Below are 24,507 nucleotides of genomic sequence, written 5' to 3'. Positions count from 1 at the left end.
CGCGGCTCGACGAACCCGGGCGGTATCATGTGGGGTCAGTTTTCCGCAGGACCCCGCCATGCGCACGCTCTATCCGGCGATCACACCCTTCCGCACCCATCAGGTGGCGGTCGATGACCTGCACACCCTGTTCGTTGAGGAATGCGGCAATCCAGATGGCATCCCGGTGGTGTTCCTGCATGGTGGTCCGGGCGCCGGGGTATCGCCGACGCACCGGCGCTTCTTTGATCCCTTGCGCTATCGCATCGTATTGATCGACCAGCGTGGCAGCGGCCGCTCCACGCCATTCGGCGAGCTGCGCGACAACACGACGCAGCACCTGGTCGCGGACGTGGAGATCATCCGCGAGCTGCTGGGTATCGACCGCTGGCTGGTGTTCGGGGGATCGTGGGGTTCCACGCTGGCACTCGCCTACGCCCAGGCACACCCGGAACGCGCAACCGGTGTCATCGTGCGCGGCGTGTACCTCGGCCGCGCCGAGGAGAACCGCTGGTTCGCCGAAGCCGACGGCGGTGCGCGCTGGATCTTCCCGGAGCGCTGGGCGCGCTACGAGGCATACATCCCTGAAGAAGAGCGCGGCGACATGATCGCCGCCTACTGGCGGCGCCTGGACAGCCTGGACGAAGCGACCCGCATCGCGGCGGCGCAGGCCTGGCTGGGGTGGGAGGATCACGCCGCCACGCTTGAGCACGATGTGGATGCGGTGTCCGCTGATGATCCGCTGCATACGCTGGCCAAGGCGCGCATCGAGGCGCACTACTTCCGCAACCACGCCTTCCTCGAACCTGGGCAGCTGCTGCGGGATATCGACCGCATCCGGCACCTGCCGGGCGTGATCGTGCAGGGCCGCTACGACATCATCTGTCCGGCGCGCAGCGCGTGGGATCTGGCCTGCGCCTGGCCTGAAGCATCGCTGCAGATGGTCGTGTCGGGCCACAGTGCAACGGAACCTGCGACGGCAGATGCGCTGGTGCGCGCCACCGATGCCTTCGCCGGCAGGCAGTAAGGAGCGGCAGTGGATTCGATCTACCTGGTTGTCGCGCTGGGCGCCATCGTCGCCGGCTTTGTGCAGGGACTTTCCGGCTTCGCCTTCGGGCTGGTGGCGCTGTCCTTCTGGGCCTGGGTGCTGGACCCCAGGCTCGCGGCGACGCTCTCGGTGTTCGGTGCCCTCACCGGCCAGCTGCTGGCGGCCTTCACCGTGCGCCGCGGCTTCAACCTGAAGACCCTGCTGCCTTTCGTTCTGGGTGGGTTGGCCGGCATCCCGCTGGGCGTCTACCTGCTGCCCCTGCTCGACATGAACTGGCTCAAGGCGATCCTGGGCACCCTGCTGGTGCTGTGGTGTCCGGCCATGCTGCTGTCACGCCAGCTGCCGCGGGTCACCGCCGGCGGGCGCGCGGCGGACGGCGTGGTGGGGTTCGCTGGCGGCATCATGGGTGGGCTGGGTGGCTTCACCGGCACGCTGCCGACGCTGTGGTGCACGCTGCGCGGCTATGAGCGCGATGTGCAGCGCTCCGTCGTGCAGAACTTCAATCTGTCGATGTTGCTGGTCACCATGGGCACCTACGTGGGGACGGGCATCGTCACCCGTGACATGCTGCCGATGTTCGCCATCGTCGCGCCGGCCATGTTGATCCCGACCCTGCTCGGCACCCGCGTGTACATCGGTATCAGTGATCTGCGCTTCCGCCAGATCGTGCTGAGCCTGCTCACCGTTTCCGGGATCGCGTTGCTGGCGTCTTCGCTGCCGGCACTGCTGGGCTGGCGCTGAGGCGAGCCGGTTACAGCGGCAGGCGATTGCCGACGAAGTTGACCACGTTCTCCATCGCATCGGGATCGACATTGCTCAGCCCGATCACCACATAGCCCTGGCTGGGCAGCACGATGAGCGCGGCATTCGCGCCGGGCGCCCCGCCCTCGTGGCCATACTGGCGCCGCTCTTCCTCGCCACTCACCATGAAGCCGTAGCCGTACCAGCCTTTGGTGTTCTGCGGCGAGGTGGCTGCCTGCACCGCCGCGGCCGGGATCAGCCTGCCAGCGCGCAGCGCTTCGGCGAAGCGGAGCAGATCCCGGGCGGTGCTGTAGCCGCCGCCCGCCGACGTGCCTCGCAGCGGCAGGGTCCGGGTCTCGCGCACCCAGCGGCCGTCGCTGAGCGTGTAGGGAATGGCGCGGCCGGGCACGCGCGCAGCCTCCGGCATGGCGCCCGTCGCCGTCATGCCCGCCACGCGAAAGATGTGCTGCTCGATGTAGTCCTCGTAGGGCTGCCCGGAGGCCGCCTCGATGATCGAGCCGAGCAGGATGTAGCCGTAGTTGGAGTACTGGTCCTGGGTGCCCGGCTTGAAAGCAGGCGCTGCATCCCCGTACACAGCCCAATAGTCGTGCAGTGTCTTGAGGGACGCTTTGCGGGTCTCGAACGCGTCGTCGAAGATCTCGCCCAGGCCGCTGGTGTGGTTGAGCAGCTGGCGGATCGTGACCGCCGTGGCTACCGCCTGGTTGGGGTAGTCCTCCAAGTGGCTGGCAACCGTATCGTCCAGCGAAAGCCTGCCAGCCTCGGCCAGCTGCAGGATGCCCACTGCGGTAAACATCTTGTTCAACGAGGCGAGCCTGAACTTCGTGGCCGCGTCGACCGCGACACCCTGCTCGCGGTCAGCCAGCCCACCCTGCCAGCTCATCAGTACCTCGCCGCCCTTCGCCAGCAGGAAGCTGCCGGAGAGTTTGCCGTCTGCCTGCAACCCGTCCAATCGCGCGCGGCTCTGCGCGATGAGCGCGGGCATTTCAAGCCGCGCGGGTTTGAATGCGTCGGGTATCTCGATGCCCTCCAGCTGCAGCGTCTTGAGCCGGGGTCTGTTGTCAGGATCGATGGCCACGGTGATCAGCACCCCGCGATCGCTCGATGTGCCCCGCACGATGGCGGCGATGGTATCGGGCGTATCGACGGTCCTGGTCAGCACGTCGAACGGGCCGAAGGTCTCGCGGATGTCCAGATACTGCTGCGCGGTGTGATCGATCCCGTAGGTCGACAGCACCGCCTGCAGTTCCTGGCGGTCGCCGGCGTTGTAGGCCGCCAGCCAGCGAGTGAAGATCTGCTCGGCCTGCGCAGGGTCGGTGGGCACCCTCGCCCAGCTCGAGGTGCTGAAGAGCAGCAGCACCACCATGAGTGTTCTGATCGGCAACATCCTGTCCTCCTTTCCGCTGGGCTGCCGTCCGGCAGTCGGAGGGAGTATGCCGCGTCGCGGGACCACCTGGGCTGTACCGCCTGCTTTTCAGAGGGCCCGCCCTGATTGCGACGACCACCGCCCATATCGCGAGAGACGGGGCCCGAGCCGCGGTCTACGCTTGTCGCCTGTCCGCTTCCGGGTGCCAACGCCGCTGATACTCAGGCATCGGCACCCTCCCGCTCCTGATCCCGGCCCATGACCACTGAAACCGCTGCCCCGCCCGTCATCCCCACCGAACCGATCACCCCGGCCCCCAACCAGGGTTTCGCGATCCGCATCGTCGGCGCTGCTGCCTTCGCGCACCTGCTCAACGACATGATCCAGGCCGTGCTGCCGGCGGTGTATCCGATGTTCAAGAGCGAGTTTTCGCTCACCTTCGGCCAGATCGGCATCATCGCCCTGGTGTACCAGGTCACCGCCTCGCTGTTGCAGCCATGGGTGGGCATGTACACCGACAAACGGCCGCTGCCGTACCTGCTGCCATCGGGCATGATCGCCACCTTCGTCGGCATCGCCCTGATGGCGGTGGCGACCAGCTACGAAATGCTGCTGGTTGCTGCGGCGATCGTCGGCATCGGTTCGGCCACCTTCCATCCCGAAGCCTCGCGCGTGGCGCGCATGGCCTCGGGCGGCCGCTTCGGCACCGCGCAGTCCACTTTCCAGGTCGGTGGCAATACCGGCTCGGCGATCGGGCCGCTGCTGGCGGCCTTGATCGTGATCCCGCACGGGCAGCGTGCCATTGCATGGTTCATGCTGGCGGCTGCGTTGGCCATCACCGTGCTGTTCCGTCTCACCGGCTGGACCGTGCAGCACGGCCAGGCAAAGATGAAGAGCCTGGCCAAGAGCCACGGCGTCGGGTTGAGCCGCGGCAAGGTGATCCAGGCCATCGCAGTGATCGCGGTGTTGATGTTCGCCAAGTTCGTCTACATCGCCTCGTTCACCAACTACTTCACCTTCTACCTGATCGAGCGCTTTGGCCTGAGCGTGCAGCAGAGCCAGATGTACCTCTTCATCTTCCTGGCCTCGGTCGCGCTGGGTACCTTCATCGGTGGTCCGGTCGGGGACCGGATCGGGCGCAAGGCGGTGATCTGGATCTCCTTCCTCGGTGTTGCGCCGTTCGCGCTCGCCCTGCCCTACGCCAACCTGATGGGCACCGCAGTGTTGGCGGTGGCGGTCGGGCTGGTGATGTCCTCGGCCTTCGCGGCGTTGGTGGTGTACGCGCAGGAAGCGGTACCGGGCCGTGTCGGCATGGTGTCGGGCCTGATGTTCGGTTTGATGTTCGGCATCGGTGGCATCGGCGCGGCCGGGCTCGGGAAGCTGGCCGACGTGCACGGCATCGTGTGGGTCTACCACTTCACCTCGTATCTGCCGCTGCTGGGGCTGGCGACAGCGTTCCTGCCGAAGACCACGATGCGCTGAGGCGCGCGCATCAATGGAAGAACTGGCTCGGCAGCTGGCCGAAGCGTTTCTTGAACATGGCAGTGAAGGCGCTCGGACTGGCGTAGCCCAGCGAGAGCGCCACGTCGATCACCTTCTCGCCGTGCGCCAGCTGCTCCAGCGCACGCAGCAGACGCGCCTGCTGGCGCCATTGCCCGAAGGTCATGCCCAGCTCGCGTGCGCACAGGCGCTGGATGGTCTTGACGTCCACGCCCAGCCGGCGCGCCCAGTCCTGCAGGGTGGAGGGATCGTCCGGCGTGGATTCCAGCTGCTGCCCAATAGCGCGCAGCCGCGGGTCGGTCGGCTGCGGCAGATGCAGCGGCAGCACCGGCAACAGCTGCAGCTCATCCAGGATCAACTGCATCAGCCGCCCGTCGCGGGAATCGGCTTGATACGGCGGCGCGACGTCCATCGCCGCATGGATCAGGGCGGCCAGCAAAGGCGTGACCGAGACCGTCGAGGCGCTGGCTGGTGGCTGGGCGATCGCCTGCGGCAGGATGTACAGGCTGCGCATGCCGACCGCGCCGATGCAGCTGACCTTGTGGCCCATGCCGGCAGGAATCCAGATCGCGCGTGTGCTGGGCACCACCCAGCGCCCTGCCCCGGCCTGCACCACCAGCGCGCCGGATTCGGCGTAGACCAGTTGGTGCCGGTCCGGATGGTGATGCAACGCGATGATCGTGCCGGCGGGATACTCACGCGCCCGACAGAACACCGGGGTCTCCGGGCCGGCCGGCAGCCGCTTGCCCTCGCCGACGCCCGGGGCGATGTCCTTTCTCCGATATGGCATGGCAATACCCTCGCAAACGGCCCGACCGAGGACTCTACCGCGTCGGCGGTGTTTTCGACATCCCGCTGCGGCTATCGGGGCTTGGGCGGCGCCACGACCTCGATCCAGGTCGGCGCATGGTCGCTGGGTTTTTCCAGCGCCCGCACCCAGCGGTCCACCCCGGCATCTTTCAGGCGGGGCGCGAGCACCGGATTGACCAGAAGATGGTCGATCCGCAGCCCGCGGTCGCGGGCGAAGTGCTCACGGAAGTAGTCCCAGAACGTGAAGATCTGTGCATCGCCATGCACCGCGCGCAGGCTGTCGGTCCAGCCCTGGTCGAGCAGCGCCTGATAGGCCTGGCGGACCTCGGGCTGCAGCAGCGCGTCCTTGCGCCACGATTTGGGATCGTAGATATCCGCATCCGTGGGCACGACGTTGAAGTCGCCGATCAGCGCGACCGGATGCGGCAATGCGACCAGCGTTTTGGCGTGCTTGTGGAGCCGCTGCATCCACTTGAGCTTGTAATCGAACTTCGGGCCCGGCTGCGGATTGCCATTGGGCAGATACAGACCCGCCACGATCACGCCATGCGCGGCCGCTTCCAGATAGCGGCTCTGGTCGTCTTTCGGGTCGCCGGGCAACCCGCGGCGGCTTTCGATCGGGTCCTGGCCGCGCGCAAGCAGCGCGACCCCGTTCCAGGATCGTTGTCCCTGCCAGATGCAGCCGTACCCCGCCTCGCGGATCGCCGCCTCCGGGAACGCCTCCTGCGTGGCCTTGAGTTCCTGCAGTGCCACGATATCGGGCTGTTCGCGCGCCAGCCACGTCAGCAGATGGGGCAGCCGTGTCAGCACACCGTTGACGTTGAAGGTGGCGATTTTCAGGCGCTTTCTGGCGGGCATGGCGCGTGGCTGGCGGTGGCGGTGTCTGCCATCGAGGATTGCCCTGTTTCGATCAACCTGCCGCGAATGCGGGGCGAGCGTGGCGTGACGATGGCGGCGCGTTGATCGCGCATTGACCCGCGGCGCGTCACAGTAAGCGCTGGTTCCACACTGGCAAGGTGCATCCATTGCGCGGAAGGTCATGAAGACGTGGAAGGTTCTGCCGCGGCGTTTCTATCAGCGGCACCCGGCCGAGGTAGCGCCGGAACTGTTGAACAAACTGCTGTTGCGCGATGACGGTCGCGCCGGGCGGATCGTGGAGGTGGAGGCGTACGCGGGTGACCAGGATCCGGCAGCGCACTCCTATCGCGGGATGACCGCGCGCACCGCCACGATGTTCGGCCAAGCCGGCCATCTCTACGTCTATTTCAGCTACGGCATGCACTGGGGCTCGAACGCGGTGTGTGGGGACGTCGGCCAAGGCTGGGGCGTGCTGCTGCGCGCACTGGAACCGGTGGCGGGGCTGGAGCTGATCCGCGAGGCGCGTCCGGCGATCAAGCGCGAGCGCGACCTGGCCAGTGGCCCGGGCCGCCTGTCGCAGGCGATGGGCATCACCAAGGCCTTGGATGGCGCGGATCTGGTCCGTAACGACCGCGGCATCCGCATCGTGTCCGATGGGATGGCGCCCCCCGTCGCACCGGTGGTCGGGCCGCGGATCGGGATCAGCAAGGCGATCGAGTTTCCATGGCGCTGGCATGTGCCCGAGCACCTGCATGTCTCCGGGCGCACGGGTACACGGAAGACCGGGAGAACGGTGTCATGAGCGCATCGCCGCCCGCCGCCTCCCCTGCACGCCGCCTGCGGCGCGGGTTGCTGCGGCTGTTCGTCCTTGTCGTCTGCATCGTGGTGGCCGGCGTGCTCTGGAACAGCCCGATCGCGGAATCACCGCGGGCACTCTGGCGCCTGTCACAGATGCCTGCACCGACCGCGCTGCCCGTCCCCGTGGCGGGCGTGGCCGCACGCCAGGTCGCCGACACGTTCGGCGCACCGCGTGGACGCGACCGCACGCATGCCGGCGTGGACATTTTCGCCAAGCGCGGCACCGAGGTGCGCAGCGCCACCCCGGGGATCGTCGCCGATATCCGTGAAAGCGGCCTGGGAGGGCGCCAGGTCTGGGTGTTGGGGCCTGCGCGCGAGCGCTATTACTACGCGCATCTGGATGATTGGCGCGAGGGCCTCGCACGTGGCGATGTCATCGAACAGGGCACCGTCCTGGGCTACGTCGGCGATACCGGCAATGCCAAAGGCACCCCGCCGCATCTGCACTGGGGCATCTACGGAGCCGACGGTGCCTACGATCCGCTGCCGCTGCTCAAGGCCTGGCCGGACGCGCCCTGAGATGCGTGCAGAGCGCCTTCACAACAAAGCGCGCTGGACTAACACCCGCGCGCCTAGCGTCGGATGCTCAAACCCAACGGCAGTACCTCCATGGCGATCAAGACCGCAGAAGACCTGTTCATCCACGAGCTCTCGGATATCTACAGTGCAGAGAAGCAGCTGACCAAGGCGCTGCCCCGACTGGCGCGCGCCGCCTCCAATCCCGACCTGGCGGCCGCATTCACGACGCACCTGGAAGAGACGCAGGGCCAGATCGAGCGCATCGACCAGGTGGTGGAACTGCTGGGGATCCGGCTCAAGCGCATCAAATGCGCCGCGATGGAGGGGCTGGTTGAGGAAGGCAAAGAGGCAATCGAGAGTATCGAGGAGGGCCCGGTCCGCGATGCCGCACTGGTTGGTGGCGCGCAGAAGGTGGAGCATTACGAAATCGCCTCCTACGGCACGATTGCCGCGCTGGCCAAACAGCTGGGCTACAAGGCAGCCGTGCCGCTGCTGCTGGAAACGCTCAAGGAAGAAAAAGACACGGACGAGAAGCTGACCCTGCTGGCCCTGGCCGGCGGCGGCAATGCCAAGGCCGCCGTAGCCTGATCGTCCCGTTTCTCCTCCGGCATTGCGTTGTGCGGGGAGCTGGCCTCCCCGCGCAGCGCGTTTCGCTTTCCGCGCTTGATCGCCGCCCTTGATCACAAACAGGAGCCTGCATGTCACTGCCCCCACCCGTTCTTTACCACGCCTCGCTCGAGCATGCCGACGAAGATGAGGCCACGCATATCCGCGAACTGACCGAGGTATTCGCGCGCATGGCGCTGACCGTCGCCGAGCAGGAAGGCCACGCCCACCGTGCGGTGCACGCCAAGGGCCAAGGGTTGTTGAAGGGCCGGCTACGTGTATTGGACGGGTTGCCGGCCGAGTTGCGACACGGCCTGTTTGCGCGGCCGGGCAGCTACGACGCACTGGTCCGGCTGTCTTCGCCACCGGCCGAGCAGCTGCCAGACTCGGTCTCCACCCCGCGCGCGATGGCGCTCAAGGTGATCGGCGTGGAAGGCCCGCGCGCCGAGGGTGCGGAGGAACAGCACACCCAGGATTTCCTGATGGTCAACGGTCCGGCGTTCAACACGCCCGGCGTCGCCGGCTTCCTGCGTTCGGCCAAGCTGCTGGCCGCCACTACCGAGCGGATGCCGCGTACCAAACGCATGATCTCAGCCACGCTGCGCGGCGCGGAGGCGGCGCTGGAAGCCGTCGGCGGGGAAAGTGCCACGCTGAAAGGCATGGGCGGCGAGCCGCAACACCATCCGCTGGGCGAAACCTTCTTCAGTCAGGTGCCCTTCCTCTATGGTCCCTACATGGCCAAGTTTTCACTGGCCCCGATCTCACCGGCGCTGCTTGCGCTGACCGGCGACAAGATCGGCTCGGACGAAGATGCGCAGCGAGAGGCAGTGGTGTCCTTCTTCACCGACCTGCCCAATCCGGTCGAATGGGAGCTGCGGGTGCAGCTGTGCCGCGACGTCGAACGCATGCCGATCGAGGATGCGTCGGTCGAGTGGCCGGAAGCGGACAGTCCGTTCCTGCCGGTTGCACGCCTGAGCGTTGCGCAGCAGGAAGCGTGGCAGCCTGCCAGCTCACCGGGCATCGAGGACGCACTGGCGTTCGCCCCGTGGCACGCGCTGGCCGAGCATCGCCCGCTTGGTGGCTTGAACCGTGCGCGCCGCGTGGTAATGGCCGCTTCGCGACAGTTCCGTTCGCGGTTCAATGGGTGTCCGATCCACGAACCGGTGGGATGACACTGAGCCTGTTGCTGCTGCTCAGGCCATTGCAGTAACCCTCACGCCGGGGTGTGCAGCTCCATGGCGCGCATCACGATCGGCTTGGCCCAGTCCGGCGTCTGCAGCAGCTCGATCGCCGAGGCCGGATAGTGCAGCCCGTTGCGATCCAACTGCAGCACCGGCAGCGGTTCGGCGCCGTCGGCATCGGCCGGGGCGCTGTTGTCGTAGACATGCAGCTCGGCCAGGTGCGGCAGCAGGGCCAGCAGATTCTCGCGCGAGGAATCGTAACGGGCGCGGATCTTGTCGGCGGGGATGTCATGCCCGCCACGGCTGACCCGGGCCGCGACGCGTGCCATGTGCAGCTCCACGCTCTGCAGGCCACAAAACCAGATGGCCACGTGGTGACGGTCGCAGGCCTCGCGCAGCAGGCGCGGGATGGTGTTTCCGCCCAGGGTGGTTTCGAAGGCGAAGTCGCTGCCCTCGTCGATGGCCTGCCGCAAGCGGCGCGCGCCCTCGTTCCACGCGGCGGCATTGGCATCCCCCAGCGCCCAGCCGGCCTCCACCAGGCGGCGGGTGAACGTATCCGGGTTGAACCAGGTCAGGCCTTCTTCTTCCAGCCACATGCCCAGCAGCGAACTTTTGCCGGCGCCATTGACGCCGGCCAGGACCAGAATCCGCCCCATCGGTCAGAGCGTACTGCCGAGGGCGACCTTGCGGCCGCGGCGGATCGGCTGGCCCAGCACCTTGCCCAGCCCGCCATCGCGGCCGAGGCTGGCCAGGGTGGTATCGAACGCGGCGCGCAGGCGTTCCAGCTCGCCCATGCGCTCATCGAGGTCGCCGCCGACCGCCTTGGCCAGCAGTTCCTGGTAGGTCTTGATGTCCACGATCACCGCTTCGGGATGATTGTGGTTGGTGATCACCAGTGCCTGCTTCTCGCGGACGGTCCGCATCAGGCTGGGCCAGCCGCGGGTTTTGACCGAGGAGGCAGTGGCCTTCTCAAGGCCGGGCAGATCCAATGGCAGGGTCATGGCACGCTCCAGGACGGGATGGGCCCACTATACCCCTTCTGGCCAAATTGGACATAAATCCCATTTTGGCCAGAAGGGGGCCGCGGTCACCCGTCAGCGGGACATCGAGTACGGCTGCTCGGCGCCCTGCCCCGGCCAGGCCTTGTTCGGCTCGGCCTGCAGCGTGAAGCGCAGTTCGCCGCCGGCCAGGATCTCGTCGTGGCGCAGGAAGGTGCGCTGCAGCGGTTGGCCGTTGAGGGTGACCGAGCCGACGTAGTCGTGGCCCTTGCCCAGCCCTTCGGTGACGATGGTGAAGGTCTTGCCGTTGGGCAGGTGCAGCGCCGCCCTGGGCAGGAACGGACGGCCGATGATGTACTCGCCGCTGCCCGGGGCCACCGGGTAGAAGCCCAGTGCAGTGAATACATACCAGGCCGACATCTGGCCGAGGTCGTCATTGCCCGCCAGGCCATCGGGCCGGTCGGCGTACTGGGTATCCATGATCTGCTTCAGCCGCGCCTGGGTGCGCCACGGCTGGCCGGCATGGGCATACAGGTACGCCACGTGGTGGCTGGGCTCATTGCCGTGCGCATACCAGCCGATCAGGCCGGTGATGTCTTCCATGTGCTCGAAGATCGACGGGTCGACCTTGGCCTCGAACACCTCGTCCAGCCTGGCCAGCAGCTTGTCGCTGCCTCCGTGCGCGGCGGCCAGACCGGCCACATCGTGCGGCACATACCAGGAGTACTGCCAGGCATTGCCTTCGGTGTAGTCGGTGCCGTAGCCACTGGCCGACGGGTCGAACGGCGTGCGGAAGCTGCCATCGCGCTTGCGCGCGCGCATGAAGCCGGTGTCCTTGTCGAACGCATTGCGCCAGTTCGTGGCGCGCTTCTCGAACTCGCCGGCGACCTTCGTGTTGCCCATGGCCTTGGCCATGCGCGCGATGGTCCAATCGTCGAAGGCGTATTCCAGCGTCTTGCTGGCGGCCTCGCCTTCTTCATCGATCGGCACCCAGCCCAGTTCGCGATACTGCGCGATGCCGTCGTACGGACCGTAGTTGGCGGTCGCCACCATGGCGGCCAGTGCCTTGTTCTCATCGAAACCACGGATGCCCTTGAGGTAGGCATCGGCGATCACCGGCACCGCGTGGTAGCCGATCATGCACCACGTTTCCTGACCGTGGAATGCCCACACCGGCAGCATCCCGTAGGCGCTGTTGTGCTGGTGTGCGAGCAGCGAATTGATGAAATCGCTGTTGCGCTTTTCCGGCTGCACCAGGGTCAGCAGCGGATGCAGGGCGCGGTAGGTATCCCACAGCGAGAAGGTCGAATAGTTGGTGTAGCCCTCGGCGCGATGCACGGCGTTGTCCGAGCCGCGGTACTGGCCATCGCTGTCCATGAACACGGTCGGCCCGAGCAGGCTGTGGTACAGCGCGGTATAGGCACTGCGGCGGTCATGCTCGGGGCCGTCGATATCCAGCACCGACAGCGCCTGCGACCACTGCGCTTTTGCCTCGGCGCGGACGCGGTCGAAATCGAAGCCGGGCACTTCGCTTTCCAGGTTGGCGATCGCACCGGCCTCGCTGACCGAGGAAATCGCCACCGTCACCACCAGCGGTGTATCCAGCTTGCCGAAATCGAAGGTGCCGACCAGCTGGCGCCCTTCAATCTGCGCACGCTGCGCGGGGCTCTGGTGCCCCGGCGGCGGGAAGCCCTTGTAGGCGATGTCGGTCTCGGTGTTGTGGAACTCGTGACCGGTCAGCGGCCGGGAGAAACGCATCGCGAAATACAGCTGCCGGCCCGGCGCCCAGCCGCGGGTCTCGCGGAAGCCGGTGATGGTGCCGTCCTCGCGGGCGCGCAGCCGCGACCACAGGATCTTGCCGGGGTAATCGTAGAGGCTGGTGCGCAGGTCCAGGAGCACGCGCGCCGGCTGGTTGGCCGGGTAGGTATAGCGGTGCACGCCGACGCGGGTGCTGGTGGTCAGCTCCGCGCGCACCTTCGGATCATCCAGCGTGACCGCGTAGTAGCCTGGCTCGGCGCGCTCGTCGTCGTGGCGGAAGCGCGAGGTGTAGCCGCTGCCGGGCTTGTCGGGGTCGCCCCGCTCCAGGCTGGCATCGGTGCGCACCGGCATCAGCAGCACATCGCCAAGATCGGAATGGCCGCTGCCGGAGAAGTGCGTATGCGAGAAGCCGACGATGCTGCTGTCGTCATGCCGATACCCTGCGGCCCAGCCATAGGCCTTCTCGCGCGGCTGGATGCGGGTATCCGGGCTCAGCTGGACCATGCCGAACGGCACCGTGGCGCCGGGATAGGTATGGCCCTCGCCCGCCGTGCCGATGAACGGATCCACCGCCGCGTACGCGCGCTCGCCGACCTTCGCCGGTGCCGCCGTGGCGGTGCCGGCCACCAACATCGCCCCTACCGCGAGCCCCAACCACCGTACCGTCCCCGTTTTTGTCATGGCGTTGAATTTAGATCGATTCAGGTGGGGTTGATCCTAGCACTGGCCGATCGGGCTGACATGTTGCGGTGCGGGTGTTACCGGCGCCGGCCCTCCTGGCCGGCGCCATGGCGGCGCAGTGGGTGACCGGACCGGACCGGCGTTACGCCGGGCGCGCATCTTCCGGCACCGCTGCCACCGGCAGCGTCGGCTGGGTCACATCCACCGTGACCGGCTCATCGCTGCGCATCAGGGCACGGGCTTCGGCTTCGCTGGCCACCGCCGGCGGCGACCCCCGCAGCGGCATGCCGGCGGTCTCGCGCACGAACAGCATGGTGATCACACCGATCACCGCCGCCCCCATCAGGTAATACGCCGGCACCAGCGGATCACCGGTACGCTCCACCAGCCACGCAGTGACCAGCGGCGTGGTGCCACCAAACAGCGAGACCGACACATTGAAGGCGATCGACAGCGCGCTGTAGCGCACCGGGGTATAGAACAGTGCCGGTAGCGTGGACGGCATCGAGCTGGTGAAGCACACCAGCGCCACGCCCAGCAGCATCAGGCCCAGGAAGATCAACCAGTCATTGCCGCTGCCGACCAGCTTCAGGCAGGGGATCGCCAGCAGGAACAAGGCGATGCAGGCACCGATGATCATCGGGCGGCGGCCCAGGCGATCACTGAACAACCCGCCCAGCACATTGAGCGGCATCATCACCAGCATCACGATGATGATCAGCAGCAGCCCCTTGCTCTCGGCATAGCCCATCGTCACGCTGAGGTAGCTGGGCATGTAGGTCAGCAGCATGTAATCGGTGACGTTGAACACCAGCACCAGGCCAACGCAGATCAGCAGCTGCGCCCAATGCACGCGGAAGAGCGCACCCAGGCCGGGGCGTTCGTGATCGCGCTTCTCGGCCTCTTCGGCGTACGCACGGAACGCCGGCGTCTCTTCCAGCTTCATGCGCATGTACAGGCCGAGCAGGCCCAGCGGACCGGCCACCAGGAACGGAATGCGCCAGCCCCAGTCCAGCATCTGCGTGCTGCTCAGCGCCATGTGCAGCGCGGTGACCGTGCCCGCGCCGGCGATGTAGCCGCCCAGCGTGCCGAACTCGAGCCAGCTGCCCATCAGGCCGCGGTTGCGGTCGGTCGAGTACTCGGCGATGAAGGTCGCCGCACCCCCGTACTCGCCACCGGTGGAGAAGCCCTGCACGATCCGGGCGAGCAGCAGCAGTGCCGGGGCCCAGATGCCGATGCGGTCATAGGAGGGAATCAAGCCGATGCTGAAGGTGCCCAGCGCCATCAGGATCATGGTGAAGGCCAGCACTTTCTGGCGGCCGTACTTGTCGCCGAGTGGCCCGAACACCAGCCCGCCCAGTGGACGCACCAGGAAGGCCACGGTGAAGGTGGCGAAGGTAGCGATCAGCTGCGCGGTCGGGCTGCTGTCGGGGAAGAACACGTGACCCAGCGTGACGGCGAGATAGCCATAGACACCGAAATCAAACCACTCCATCGCGTTGCCGAGTGCGGCCGCACCCACGGCCTTCTTGAGCATCGGGCGATCAACGACGGTGACTTCGTCGACGTGCATCTGGCGGCGGCGCTTGAACCAGCCGAAATGGGCATGTGCGGCATGCAGGTCCTGCATCTGCTTTCTCCTGGAAGCAGGCCATCGCGGCGCCCGAGGTCCCGCGCACGGCACAGGAAACACCGCCTCTGATGACACAGCGCGACGCGCGAAGAGGGGTTGCAACAGACGATCCCGGACGGCCGCGTGGACTCAGCGACGCTGCGGGATGGATGACCCGGAAGCGGGCAATGGCCCGGGGGTGATCAAGCGGGCCATGATACTACAAATGACGCCGGCGTTCCCCTCGCTGCTCGTCCGGAGCGCGTGGAACAGCCTGTTTCAGGCGTTTCAGCGGTCTTTCATGTGATGAACGCACGCAGGCGCAGCAGGTCCAAACCGCGGCGTACTGCGCGCCAATGCGCGTATCGGAGGACGCATCCTGCTGGCCTGCGCGACCCGCATCCTTCCGTTACGGACCGCGTTCCAGCGCATCAATCAGCGGCGCCAGATCCTCGCGCTCATGCGGCCGTACCGCGCGGGCGATCTCCTGGCCATCGCGCAGCAGGATCACGGTCGGCCAGAGTTTCACGGCAAAGGAGCGGCCCAGTGGCCGCCCCTTCCCGTCCTCGACCTTCAGGTGCGTCGCGTCATAGCCACCGAGAAACTTCTGCAGCAGTGGCTGGGCGGCGCTGCAATGGCCGCACCAACCGGTGCCGAATTCCAGCAGCATCCATCCGCTGCCCGCGTCGATGTCGGCACGGGTGATGTCGGACGGGCTGTATTCGCGGGCGAAGGCCATGGGCGGTGTCTCAGGACAGGGCGCGCTGGATATCCTCCAGCGGCGCATTGGTGAAGTCCTTGGCGAGATCCTTGAGCAGGCGCTCCTGCGTTTCCTTGTGCAGCAGCGGACGGATACGGCCCAGGGTCTGCGGATCGGCGATCAGGATCAGGTGCGCGTAGCGGTTCTTCAACGCGTCTTCATTCAACTGTGCCGCCACCTGCTTGGCAAACGTGGCCTCGTTGAGCTGGGAGATGGTCATCTCCTGCGGCACCGAGCCGGACGGGCCCTGCCCGGACGCGCCGGTATCGCTCACGGCCTGCAGCTGCAGTTCCCCTTCCTGCTTGAGCTGCAGCTTGTGCGCGGTGCCGACGTTGGTGAACACGCGGGCCGAGCCGCCATCGGCTACAACGACCAGGGTACCTTCGGGAATCTGCTGACTCATCATCTACTCCTTATGGGGAAAACCGAGCGCGGGTGCACTCGGGTTCCACCGTAGGCAACCGAATGTATGCGCAGTGCATACGGATGTATGCATCGTGTATGCAGCCCCGTCGCACCCTACTCCGCGGGCGGTCCGGGCAGGGCCATGTCCAGGTGCCGGGCGAAGAAGCGCGCCATCACCCGGTACGCCTGCTGGCTTTCCGGCAGCCTGGCGTCGAGGTGGAAGGCGTGGCCCAGCCCGTCCCAGACGTGCAGGTCCGACTGGCGCCCCAGGTCCACCAGCCGCGAATGGGTATAGGAAACGTTGCTCAGCTCGGCTGCCCGCGTTGCAGTGATGAACAGCGTCGGCGGAAACTGCGCAAGCACCGCATCGGAGAAGACCGGCGACACCAGCGGGTCACGGAAGTCCACCGGGCCGTAATAGAGGTCTTCCATGATCGGCAGGCTGCCATCGGCGTGCGGCAGCAGTGCATCGGTGACGGCAGCGGCCACGTAGCGCGAATCGCCGCCGTAACGCGCATCGCCACCGGCGCAGAACAGCCCGGCCGCTGCTGGCATCGGCAGCTTTTCCTTGGCGAACCACGCCAGCGATTCGCCGGTCAGCACGCCGCCAGCCGAGCAGCCGAACACGCCGATATGCGCTGCGGGCCGCGTTTCCAGTGCCGCGCGGTAGACCGCCGCCACGTCCTCACTGGCGGCGGGGAACCGATGCTCCGGTCCCTGCCGATACTCTACGGCGACAACCGTGGCACCGGTCATCGCGGCGACCGGGATCGCCTCAAGAAGACCGATGCTGTCGGCGCGGCCGAACACGAATGCACCACCGTGCAGCTCGATCAGCAGGCGACGCTGCGCCGGATCGGCTGGCGCGCTGCGCGGCTCGACCCGCACCACCGGCACCCCGTTCCAGGTTTCGTGGTGCAGTTCGACCGGATAGCGCTCGCGCAGCGCCTTGATCTCGCCGTAGGCCCAGTCATCGGCGCCCTTGCGGATCGTCGCCAGCTCTTTGAGCACGGTGGCGTTATCCATCTTCGCGACCGGATCACCGTTGACGACGGCGCTGCGCATGGCTGCCTGTGCTTCCGGGCTCAGATACGGCGAGAGCGGCAGCGCAAACCCAGGCACGTTCCGGACCCCTTCGGCGGTCGCCGGCACGGGCGCGGCGGCGGTCGTACCGCTGGCCGCCACCAACAGCGCCAGCGGCGCGAGCTTTACTGTCCAACCCATCTGCTGCACTCCGCTGAGAAATCGGGCGACAGAATAGCTGCTGCGTCGTTGCCACGCCGCGCAGATCCGGCTCGATCCTTGCCCGCCGCGCAACACTCTTTCGCTTATCGACGGCTGTTTGAGCCAGAGTGCCCCGCGCAGACTGGGCGGCCTTCCGCTTTGTACCCACCTCACATGAGCATTCACCTTCCCGGCCGTGTCGGCTTCGGCACCGCGCCCCTCGGCAACATGTACCGCGCCATTCCCGAACAGGAGGCACTGGCAACCGTCCACGCCGCGTGGGACCAGGGCATCCGCTACTTCGACGTCGCCCCGCTGTATGGCGCCGGCCTGGCCGAACGGCGGCTCGGCGAAGCGCTGCAGCACTACCCGCGCGATGCCTATGTGCTGAGTACCAAGGTCGGCCGCCGTCTGCTGGATGAAACCGAAGACGCCGCCAGCCGCGACCTGGGCGAGAAAGGCGGCCTGTTCGAGCATGGCCTGCCCAACAAGATCGTCTATGACTACAGCGCCGACGGTACGTTGCGCGCCATCGAAGAAAGCTTGAAACGCCTGAAGACGGACCGCCTGGACATCGTCTGGATCCACGACCCGGCCAAGGATTTCCATGGCGAGAACTGGCGCGCCGTGTTCCACCAGGCCATGTCCGGCGCCGCGACCGCGCTGACCCGGCTGCGCGAGGAGGGGGTCATCAAGGGTTGGGGCTTGGGCGTCAACCGGGTCGAGCCCTGCGTGATGGCGCTGCAGCAAGCCGACCCGGATGGCTTCGTGCTCGCCGGGCGCTACACCCTGCTGGATCATGATGAGGCACTGGCCAGCCTGATGGCGGCCGCCGAAGCGCGTGGCGCCCGCATCGTGGTCGGTGGTCCATACAACTCCGGCATTCTCGCTGGCGGCGCGCATTACGAGTATCAGAAGGCCGGTACCGACGTGCTGCATCGGGTCGGGCGCCTGCAGCAGGTAGGCGCGCAGTTCGGCGTGGACATCCGTGCGGCGGCGCTGCAGTTCCCGCTGGCGCACCCGGCCGTGGCGGGCGTGATTCCCGGTGCCAGCCAGCCCGGCCGCATTGCAGAGAATCTTGCGTTGGCCAAGGTCGCGATTCCGCCGGCGTTCTGGAGCGCGTTGCGCGAACACGGCCTGGTCTCGCCGCACGCGCCGTTGCCGACCGACTGAGTTGGCGCACAGGCGCCGCTGACAAAGATCATGCCAGCGCTGGCAGCGCCGGGAGCGCTCGGCGCCGTGGCTGAACCCTGCGCGCCGGCGGCCCGCGGCCATTACGGTGTAAAATTCGCCGTTTTAACCGGAACAATGGCCAAAACCGCGCAACGGACGCCTGTCCCGGGCCCGGCCTTCATCCGGCTGCTGGCCCGTCTGGCTGAAAGCAACCTGTCCTCGACGGGCCCGGCCCTGTCGGACCGGCTAAGCGAATGGGTGGACTGGACGCGGGCGGTGACCTTGTCCAAGGCGCTCGATGGGCGGCTGCCGCCTGCGGTGGAGGGGCCGGATTTCGATGCCGACGAGGATGCGGAATGCCAACGGATCCGCGCGGTGTTGGAAGCCACCATTGTTCAGGAACCTGAGCCTTCCAGGCCGGTTCGGCGCGCGGTCGAGGCCGAAGCGACCGAAACGCCCATCGAATTCGCCGTGTACCGCGAGCGCTACGTTACCGTGCAGCGTTCCATGCTCGGCGCCACCAGCCGCCTGCGCGGGCGGCTGCGCGACATGCTGACCCGCCGCTCACCCGAGCTGGCGCGGCTGGCCGAGGTGGATGCGCTGATGGAGCAGACCCTCAGCGCCCGCGAACACAGCCTGTTGGCCAAGGTGCCGGTGCTGCTCGGGGTGCATTTCGAGCGCCTGCGCGACGCCGCCAGCGACGCGGCCTGGCTGGAGGTGTTCCGCCGCGACATGCAGAGCCTGCTGCTGGCCGAGCTGGATATTCGTTTTCAACCGATCGAAGGCCTGCTTGCAGCGCTTCGCACCCACTAACCGGGACGTCATGTTCAGAACCAGTCTTCACTACGTTGTTTTCCTGCTTGGCCTTGTCGCGGTGTGCTGGATCGGGGCCGGTTATGCCAGCACCAATCCGGTCGGTTTCGCTGTCGCCGCGCTGATCGCCGTGTGCTACCTCGCCGGTGGCCTCGAGCTGTATCGCTACCGGCAGGCGACCGCCTCGCTCGCCGCGGCCAGTGCCAGTGCCGGCGCGGCCGGCTCCGGCCTGACCACCTGGCTGAGCCAGCTGCACCCCAGCCTGCGCAATGCGGTACGCCTGCGCGTGGAAGGCGAACGCGTCGCCCTGCCCGGCCCGGTCCTGACCCCCTATCTGGTCGGGCTGCTGGTGCTGCTGGGCATGCTCGGCACCCTGCTCGGCATGATGGCCACCCTGCGTGGCACCGGCCTGGCCCTGGAAAGCGCGACCGACCTGCAGGCCATCCGCGGCTCGCTGGGCGCGCCGGTGGAAGGCCTGGCGGTCGCCTTCGGCCCCTCGATCGCCGGTGTCGCCACCTCCGCGATGCTCGGCCTGCTCTCGGCGCTGTGCCGGCGTGAGCGCCTGGAAGCGGTACAGCAGCTGGACGTGGAGATCGCTACCACCCTGCACACGCACTCGCAGTCCTGGCAGCGCAATGAAGCCTTCCGGCTGCTGCAGCAGCAGGCCGAACTGATGCCGGCGCTGGTGGATCGGCTGCAGGCCATGACCACGGCGATCGAACAGCAGAGCAGCGCCTCGGGCGAGCAACTGCTGGCCAACCAGCAGCGTTTCCATGCCAAGGCCGACGAGGAATACGCCCGCCTGACCTCCGCGATCAAGGAGTCACTCAAGGACAGTGTCGCCGAGAGCGCACGTGCCGTCGGTGCCGCCCTGCAGCCGGTGATGGACACCACCCTGGCCGGCATCGCCCGCGCCAACGCCGCCATGCACGAAACGGTGACCGATGCGGTGCAGCGCCAGCTGACCGGCCTGACCGACGGCTTCGACGCCAGCCGTGTCGCCACCGCCACGTCCTGGCAGGCCGCGCTGGACAGCCAGCAGCAGACCAATGCTGCATTGACCGCCGACCTGCGCGCCGCGCTGGACGGATTCGCCGCACAGCACGACCAACGCGCGCTCGGCCTGCTCGAGGCCGTCTCCACGAAGCTGGTCAGCACGGCTGACGGTTGGCAGGCTGCCCAGTCCGAGCAGCAGCAGATCAATACCGCCATGGCGACCGAGCTGCGCAGTGCGCTGGCCCGCTTCGCCGAGCAGCATGGCGAGCGCTCCAGCGCCCTGCTTGAGGCGGTCTCGGCCGAACTCAACGCGACGGCCACCCGTTGGCAGGATGCACAGGCCGCGCAGCAGCAGACCCATGCCGCCCTTGCGGATGACCTGCGCAGCGCGCTTGGCAGCTTCACCGAAACGCACCAGGCCCGGGCCACCGGCCTGATCGATTCGGTCGGCAGCCGCATGGAGGCCACCACCGCGCAGATCGCCGAGGCCTGGCAGCAGGCGCTGGCCCGCCAGGATGCCGCCGCGACCGCGCTGAGCGAGCGGCATCAACAGGCCCTGGATGCCGCTTCCGCCACACTGCAGGCGCAGGCGGTTTCGCTTGGCGAGGCGATGCAGCACTCGCATGCCCAGCTGCAGGACGCCCTGGAAGCACGCGATCAGCAGCGCCTGCGCGCCTGGACCGATGCCTTCACCGGCATGAGCGCCAACCTCGGCGAGCGCTGGGAACAGACCGGCGCCAGCGTGGCCAGCCGCCAGCAGGAGATCTGCGACACCCTGGCACGCACCGCCAATGACATCACCCAGCAGGCCCAGGCGCACGCCAGCGAGACGATCAGCGAAATCTCGCGGCTGGTGCAGGCCGCCTCGGAAGCGCCCAAGGCCGCGGCCGATGTCGTCGCCGAACTGCGCGGCAAACTCTCCGACAGCCTGGTCCGCGACACCGCCACGCTGGAAGAACGCAGCCGCCTGCTGGCCACCGTGGAGACCCTGCTGGATGCGGTCAACCACGCGGCCAACGAACAACGCGTCGCCGTTGATGCACTGGTCTCCACCTCGGCCGAACTGCTCGAGCGCGTTGGCACCCGTTTCACCGACCACATCGAAGCGGAGACCGGCAAGCTCGGCAACGTGGCTGCGCAGGTCACCGGCAGCGCCGTGGAAGTGGCGAGCCTGGCCGACGCGCTCGGCAGCGCCGTGCAGTCCTTCGGCACCGCCAGCGACGGCCTCAACGAGCGCCTGGCCCAGATCGGCGCTTCGCTGGATGGTTCGCTGGCCCGCAGTGACGAGCAGCTGGCCTACTACGTCGCCCAGGCGCGTGAGGTGATCGACCTCAGCGTGCTGTCCCAGAAGCAGATCATCGATGAGCTGCAGCAGCTGGCCGGCCGCCGCGGCAGCAAGGCCGGGGCTGCCTCGGCATGAGCGACGAGATCGAAGTCGAGGCCGACGGAGGCGCCCCGATCTGGGCCGCCTTCGGTGACCTGATGTCGGTGCTGCTCGGTGCGTTCGTGCTGATCCTGGTCGGCGTGGTCGCGCTGCAGCTGGAGCTGACCAACCGCTTGGATGAAGAGGTCAAGCAGCGCCAGGCCGAAGTGCAGCGCCGCCAGACGCTGGAGCAGGCGCTGGCCGGCCCGCTCGCCGCCGGGCGCGTCACGCTGGTGGACGGCCGCATCGGCATCCGCGGCAACGTACTGTTCGCGTTGAACTCCGACCAGCTGCAGCCGGAGGGCCTGGAAGTGCTCAAGAGCCTGGCCGGTCCGCTGAAAGGCTACCTGGCCGCGCGCGAGGAGATCCTGATGGTCAGCGGCTTCACCGACGACCAGCAGGTGCGCGATGGCAACTGGCGCTTCGCCGACAACTGGGAGCTCTCCGCCGAGCGTGCGTTGACCGTGACCCGCACCCTGATCGCCGAGGGCGTGCCGTCGGACGCGGTGTTTGCCGCGGCGTTCGGTTCCGAGCAGCCGGTGAGCTCCAACGCCAACGAAGACGGCCGTGCCAAGAACCGTCGCGTGGAAATTGCCCCGATCCCGAAACCCAGGGCGAGCAAGGCCGCGGATGCCCCGTAACGCCGTCGCAACCGCTGAGATTCTCCAGCGTTGGCGAGCGGACAAGCTCGACCAGCTCGACCGCACGCGCTTTGCCGTGATCGAGGCCCTGCATGCCCGCACGCAGGCGCACGACGGTGAGGTGCGGGCACTGCTGCAGGCGAAGCTGGATGCGATGGTGACCAGCTACGCCGAGCGGATTACCGAGGCGCCCGCCGCGGCGCAGCCTGGGCAGGGCCCGTCACCCGGGCGCATCGGTCTGCAGGCGCTGGTCACGGAATTGACCGGCCAGCACAACCCGGCCTACCCCGAGCTGCCGGTGCTGGCCGACGTTCGTGCGGGCTGGGCCACGCTTCGAAACGCCAGCCAGTTGAAAGAATCGCTGGCCCAGGTGCCGACCAACGGCGGCCCGCTGAATTCCGGCGTCCTCGTCCATCGGGCCCTGACGCTGATGAAAGAAACCTCGCCCGGCTATCTGACGCATTTCATGGCGTACCTGGATGCGCTGTCGGGCATGGAGCACCTGCATCAGTGGGGCGTGCTGGTGGCGACGCCGAAAGTGGTGCCGCGGGGGGCGAAGCCGCGGCGGCCGCGTGCGGGAAAGGGAGCGGGCTGATCCAGGCGTTCCATCTGCGTGCCTTGAAGGCGGCACGACATTGCCCCGAGCAACGCTGAGCCGAGGTCGCTCCAGCAAGGTATTGCCCGCTTTGAACAAACCTGCCTGCGCGTTCGCCAGCCATCACGCTCGGCACCGACAACGCGATGCTCGGCGCATTGGATGCTGAAGATGCCAGGAGAGCCGGCTCTAACTGAATACGACAGGCCCGGAACTGGCCTCCTCAGGCCTCTTGCCCCGGCCAAAGTCGGGTGATAGCTTTGTAATTACAGCGTAATTATGAAGAGGCGGCAGATGGCTCGAGACTGGAACACGCTAGCGGATCGCCGCCAGGCAAGGCTGCAGCGGGCCGCCGATGCCGGGCTCGGGCGCTTGCTGCCCCATGCCGAGGTTCCCCGCCTGCTGCACACCGTGCTCGAACCGGGCGACCGGGTCTGCCTGGAAGGCAACAACCAGAAACAGGCCGATTTCCTGGCCGAGTGCCTGGCCCAGCTCGATCCGGCGCAGGTGCACGGCCTGCACTTGGTCCAGTCCGTGCTGTCCCTGCCCTCGCATCTGGATGTGTTCGAGCGGGGCATCGCCCAGCGCCTGGACTTCTCCTTCTCCGGCCCGCAGAGCGGCCGGCTGGCCAATCTGGTTGCCGAGGGACGGATCGAGATCGGGGCGATCCACACCTATCTGGAACTGTTCGGCCGCTACTTCATCGATCTCACCCCACAGGTCGCCCTGGTCGCCGCGCAGGCCGCCGACCGCCACGGCAATCTCTATACCGGCCCCAACACGGAAGACACCCCCGTGATCGTGGAGGCCACCGCGTTCCGTGGCGGCATCGTCATCGCCCAGGTGAACGAAATCGTCGATACCCTCCCCCGCGTCGACATCCCGGCCGATTGGGTCAACTTCGTTACCGAGGCGCCGCGCCCGAACTACATCGAGCCGCTGTTCACCCGTGATCCGGCGCAGATCTCCGAGATCCAGGTGCTGATGGCGATGATGGCCATCAAGGGCATCTATGCCGAGTACGGCGTGCAGCGACTCAACCACGGCATCGGCTTTGACACCGCTGCGATCGAGCTGCTGCTGCCCACCTACGCCGAGTCACTGGGCCTGAAGGGCAGGATCGGCACGCACTGGGCGCTCAATCCGCATCCGGCACTGATCCCGGCGATCGAGTCCGGCTTCGTGCAGTCCGTGCATTCGTTCGGCTCCGAGCTGGGCATGGAACGCTATATCCAGGCGCGCTCGGATGTGTTCTTCACCGGCAGTGACGGCAGCATGCGCTCGAACCGCGCGTTCTCGCAGACCGCCGGCCTGTATGCCTGCGACATGTTCATCGGCTCAACGCTGCAGATCGACCTGCAGGGCAACAGTTCCACCGCCACCCGCGACCGCATCGCCGGTTTCGGCGGCGCGCCCAACATGGGCTCGGATGCACGCGGTCGCCGCCATGCCAGCCCGGCCTGGCTCAAGGCCGGCCAGGAAGCGGCGCTGCCGGGGCAGATGCCGCGCGGGCGCAAGCTGGTCGTGCAGATGGTGGAAACCTTCCGCGAGCACATGGCGCCGGCCTTCGTCGAACGCCTGGACGCCTGGGAGCTGGCCGAGCGCGCGAAGATGCCGCTGCCGCCGGTGATGATCTACGGCGACGACGTCACCCACGTACTGACCGAAGAAGGCATCGCGAATCTGCTGCTGTGCCGCAGCCCGGAGGAACGCGAGCAGGCGATCCGCGGCGTGGCCGGCTACACGGCAGTCGGCCTGGGCCGTGACCGCGTGATGGTCGAGAACCTGCGCGACCGCGGCATCATCCGCCGGCCTGAAGACCTGGGCATCCGCACCCGCGATGCCAGCCGCGACCTGCTCGCCGCGCGCTCGGTCAAGGATCTCGTGCGCTGGTCCGGCGGGTTGTACAACCCGCCCAAACGCTTCCGCAACTGGTAAGGGGCA

22 protein-coding genes and 1 pseudogene are annotated in these 24,507 nt (G+C 67.3%); 13 read left to right on the top strand and 10 right to left on the bottom strand.

What is annotated here, in order from left to right; translation table 11 throughout:
• Positions 1-58 precede the first annotated feature (58 nt).
• On the top strand, positions 59-1,006 hold the full coding sequence (gene pip, locus HMPREF3113_RS16465; RefSeq protein ID WP_070474047.1) for a prolyl aminopeptidase: 948 nt from the start codon (positions 59-61) through the stop codon (positions 1,004-1,006).
• A gap of 9 nt (positions 1,007-1,015) precedes the next feature.
• Positions 1,016-1,768 carry a sulfite exporter TauE/SafE family protein gene (locus HMPREF3113_RS16460; protein ID WP_070474045.1) on the top strand — a complete coding sequence of 251 codons (753 nt, stop codon included), beginning with the start codon at positions 1,016-1,018 and terminating at the stop codon, positions 1,766-1,768.
• Between the two features lie 10 nt (positions 1,769-1,778).
• Here HMPREF3113_RS16460 and HMPREF3113_RS16455 read toward each other — a convergent pair whose 3' ends face one another.
• Positions 1,779-3,173 carry a serine hydrolase domain-containing protein gene (locus HMPREF3113_RS16455; RefSeq protein WP_070474043.1) on the bottom strand — a complete coding sequence of 465 codons (1,395 nt, stop codon included), beginning with the start codon at positions 3,171-3,173 and terminating at the stop codon, positions 1,779-1,781.
• Positions 3,174-3,410: 237 nt separating this feature from the next.
• Here HMPREF3113_RS16455 and HMPREF3113_RS16450 point away from each other — a divergent pair, with 237 nt between their 5' ends.
• Positions 3,411-4,634, top strand: coding sequence for an MFS transporter (locus tag HMPREF3113_RS16450; protein WP_070474041.1), 1,224 nt, complete (start codon positions 3,411-3,413; stop codon positions 4,632-4,634).
• A 10-nt stretch (positions 4,635-4,644) separates the two neighbouring features.
• Here the strand turns inward: HMPREF3113_RS16450 and HMPREF3113_RS16445 are convergent, their stop codons facing one another.
• Both HMPREF3113_RS16445 and xth read right to left on the bottom strand, forming a co-directional pair.
• Positions 4,645-5,442: an AraC family transcriptional regulator gene (locus HMPREF3113_RS16445; protein WP_070474039.1), complete on the bottom strand. Its 798-nt coding sequence runs from the start codon at positions 5,440-5,442 to the stop codon at positions 4,645-4,647.
• Between the two features lie 101 nt (positions 5,443-5,543).
• Positions 5,544-6,320 (bottom strand): annotated as a pseudogene (gene xth / locus HMPREF3113_RS16440) (exodeoxyribonuclease III); the annotation flags it as partial.
• A 181-nt stretch (positions 6,321-6,501) separates the two neighbouring features.
• Here xth and HMPREF3113_RS16435 point away from each other — a divergent pair.
• The 4 genes from HMPREF3113_RS16435 (at position 6,502) to HMPREF3113_RS16420 (ending at position 9,475) form a co-directional block, all read left to right on the top strand.
• Positions 6,502-7,122 (top strand): DNA-3-methyladenine glycosylase, encoded by a 621-nt coding sequence (locus HMPREF3113_RS16435; protein ID WP_070474035.1) that lies wholly within the window; start codon positions 6,502-6,504, stop codon positions 7,120-7,122.
• Entirely contained in the window at positions 7,119-7,697 is a 579-nt protein-coding gene (locus tag HMPREF3113_RS16430) for a M23 family metallopeptidase (protein WP_070474033.1), read from the top strand. Before HMPREF3113_RS16435 ends, HMPREF3113_RS16430 begins: the two co-directional genes overlap by 4 nt.
• Positions 7,698-7,787: 90 nt before the next feature.
• Positions 7,788-8,285, top strand: coding sequence for a YciE/YciF ferroxidase family protein (locus tag HMPREF3113_RS16425; protein WP_070474118.1), 498 nt, complete (start codon positions 7,788-7,790; stop codon positions 8,283-8,285).
• A 110-nt stretch (positions 8,286-8,395) separates the two neighbouring features.
• Complete coding sequence (locus HMPREF3113_RS16420) at positions 8,396-9,475, top strand: catalase family protein (RefSeq protein WP_070474031.1); 1,080 nt, start codon at positions 8,396-8,398, stop codon at positions 9,473-9,475.
• Between the two features lie 41 nt (positions 9,476-9,516).
• Here HMPREF3113_RS16420 and HMPREF3113_RS16415 read toward each other — a convergent pair whose 3' ends face one another.
• The 7 genes from HMPREF3113_RS16415 to HMPREF3113_RS16385 form a co-directional block, all read right to left on the bottom strand.
• Complete coding sequence (locus tag HMPREF3113_RS16415) at positions 9,517-10,140, bottom strand: ATPase (protein WP_046274099.1); 624 nt, start codon at positions 10,138-10,140, stop codon at positions 9,517-9,519.
• 3 nt (positions 10,141-10,143) lie between these two features.
• Positions 10,144-10,485, bottom strand: a complete 342-nt coding sequence (locus HMPREF3113_RS16410; RefSeq protein ID WP_070474029.1) for a type II toxin-antitoxin system prevent-host-death family antitoxin — start codon at positions 10,483-10,485, stop codon at positions 10,144-10,146.
• Between the two features lie 93 nt (positions 10,486-10,578).
• Positions 10,579-12,873, bottom strand: a complete 2,295-nt coding sequence (locus HMPREF3113_RS16405) for a GH92 family glycosyl hydrolase (protein WP_070474027.1) — start codon at positions 12,871-12,873, stop codon at positions 10,579-10,581.
• Between the two features lie 190 nt (positions 12,874-13,063).
• Entirely contained in the window at positions 13,064-14,551 is a 1,488-nt protein-coding gene (gene proP, locus HMPREF3113_RS16400; RefSeq protein WP_070474024.1) for a glycine betaine/L-proline transporter ProP, read from the bottom strand.
• 391 nt (positions 14,552-14,942) lie between these two features.
• Positions 14,943-15,272, bottom strand: coding sequence for a thioredoxin family protein (locus HMPREF3113_RS16395; protein ID WP_019184574.1), 330 nt, complete (start codon positions 15,270-15,272; stop codon positions 14,943-14,945).
• A gap of 10 nt (positions 15,273-15,282) precedes the next feature.
• Positions 15,283-15,696: a host attachment family protein gene (locus tag HMPREF3113_RS16390; RefSeq protein ID WP_019184575.1), complete on the bottom strand. Its 414-nt coding sequence runs from the start codon at positions 15,694-15,696 to the stop codon at positions 15,283-15,285.
• 116 nt (positions 15,697-15,812) lie between these two features.
• Positions 15,813-16,922 carry an alpha/beta hydrolase fold domain-containing protein gene (locus HMPREF3113_RS16385; protein WP_070474022.1) on the bottom strand — a complete coding sequence of 370 codons (1,110 nt, stop codon included), beginning with the start codon at positions 16,920-16,922 and terminating at the stop codon, positions 15,813-15,815.
• A 174-nt stretch (positions 16,923-17,096) separates the two neighbouring features.
• Here HMPREF3113_RS16385 and HMPREF3113_RS16380 point away from each other — a divergent pair, with 174 nt between their 5' ends.
• From HMPREF3113_RS16380 to mdcA, 6 genes are all read left to right on the top strand, one after another.
• Entirely contained in the window at positions 17,097-18,095 is a 999-nt protein-coding gene (locus HMPREF3113_RS16380) for an aldo/keto reductase (RefSeq protein ID WP_070474020.1), read from the top strand.
• A 135-nt stretch (positions 18,096-18,230) separates the two neighbouring features.
• A complete protein-coding gene (locus HMPREF3113_RS16375) occupies positions 18,231-18,908 on the top strand; it encodes a DUF3348 domain-containing protein (protein WP_070474018.1) in 678 nt (225 codons plus the stop codon).
• Between the two features lie 10 nt (positions 18,909-18,918).
• Positions 18,919-21,324 carry a DUF802 domain-containing protein gene (locus HMPREF3113_RS16370; protein WP_070474016.1) on the top strand — a complete coding sequence of 802 codons (2,406 nt, stop codon included), beginning with the start codon at positions 18,919-18,921 and terminating at the stop codon, positions 21,322-21,324.
• Entirely contained in the window at positions 21,321-21,968 is a 648-nt protein-coding gene (locus HMPREF3113_RS16365) for an OmpA family protein (RefSeq protein WP_070474014.1), read from the top strand. The genes HMPREF3113_RS16370 and HMPREF3113_RS16365 overlap by 4 nt, the downstream gene beginning before the upstream one ends.
• Positions 21,958-22,563, top strand: a complete 606-nt coding sequence (locus HMPREF3113_RS16360) for a DUF2894 domain-containing protein (RefSeq protein WP_070474012.1) — start codon at positions 21,958-21,960, stop codon at positions 22,561-22,563. Before HMPREF3113_RS16365 ends, HMPREF3113_RS16360 begins: the two co-directional genes overlap by 11 nt.
• Before the next feature lie 294 nt (positions 22,564-22,857).
• Complete coding sequence (gene mdcA / locus HMPREF3113_RS16355; protein WP_070474010.1) at positions 22,858-24,501, top strand: malonate decarboxylase subunit alpha; 1,644 nt, start codon at positions 22,858-22,860, stop codon at positions 24,499-24,501.
• Positions 24,502-24,507 lie beyond the last annotated feature (6 nt).

Source organism: Stenotrophomonas sp. HMSC10F06 (genome assembly GCF_001807865.1).
Taxonomy (GTDB): domain Bacteria; phylum Pseudomonadota; class Gammaproteobacteria; order Xanthomonadales; family Xanthomonadaceae; genus Stenotrophomonas; species Stenotrophomonas bentonitica_A.
This window is presented reverse-complemented; position numbering and strand designations above follow the sequence as displayed.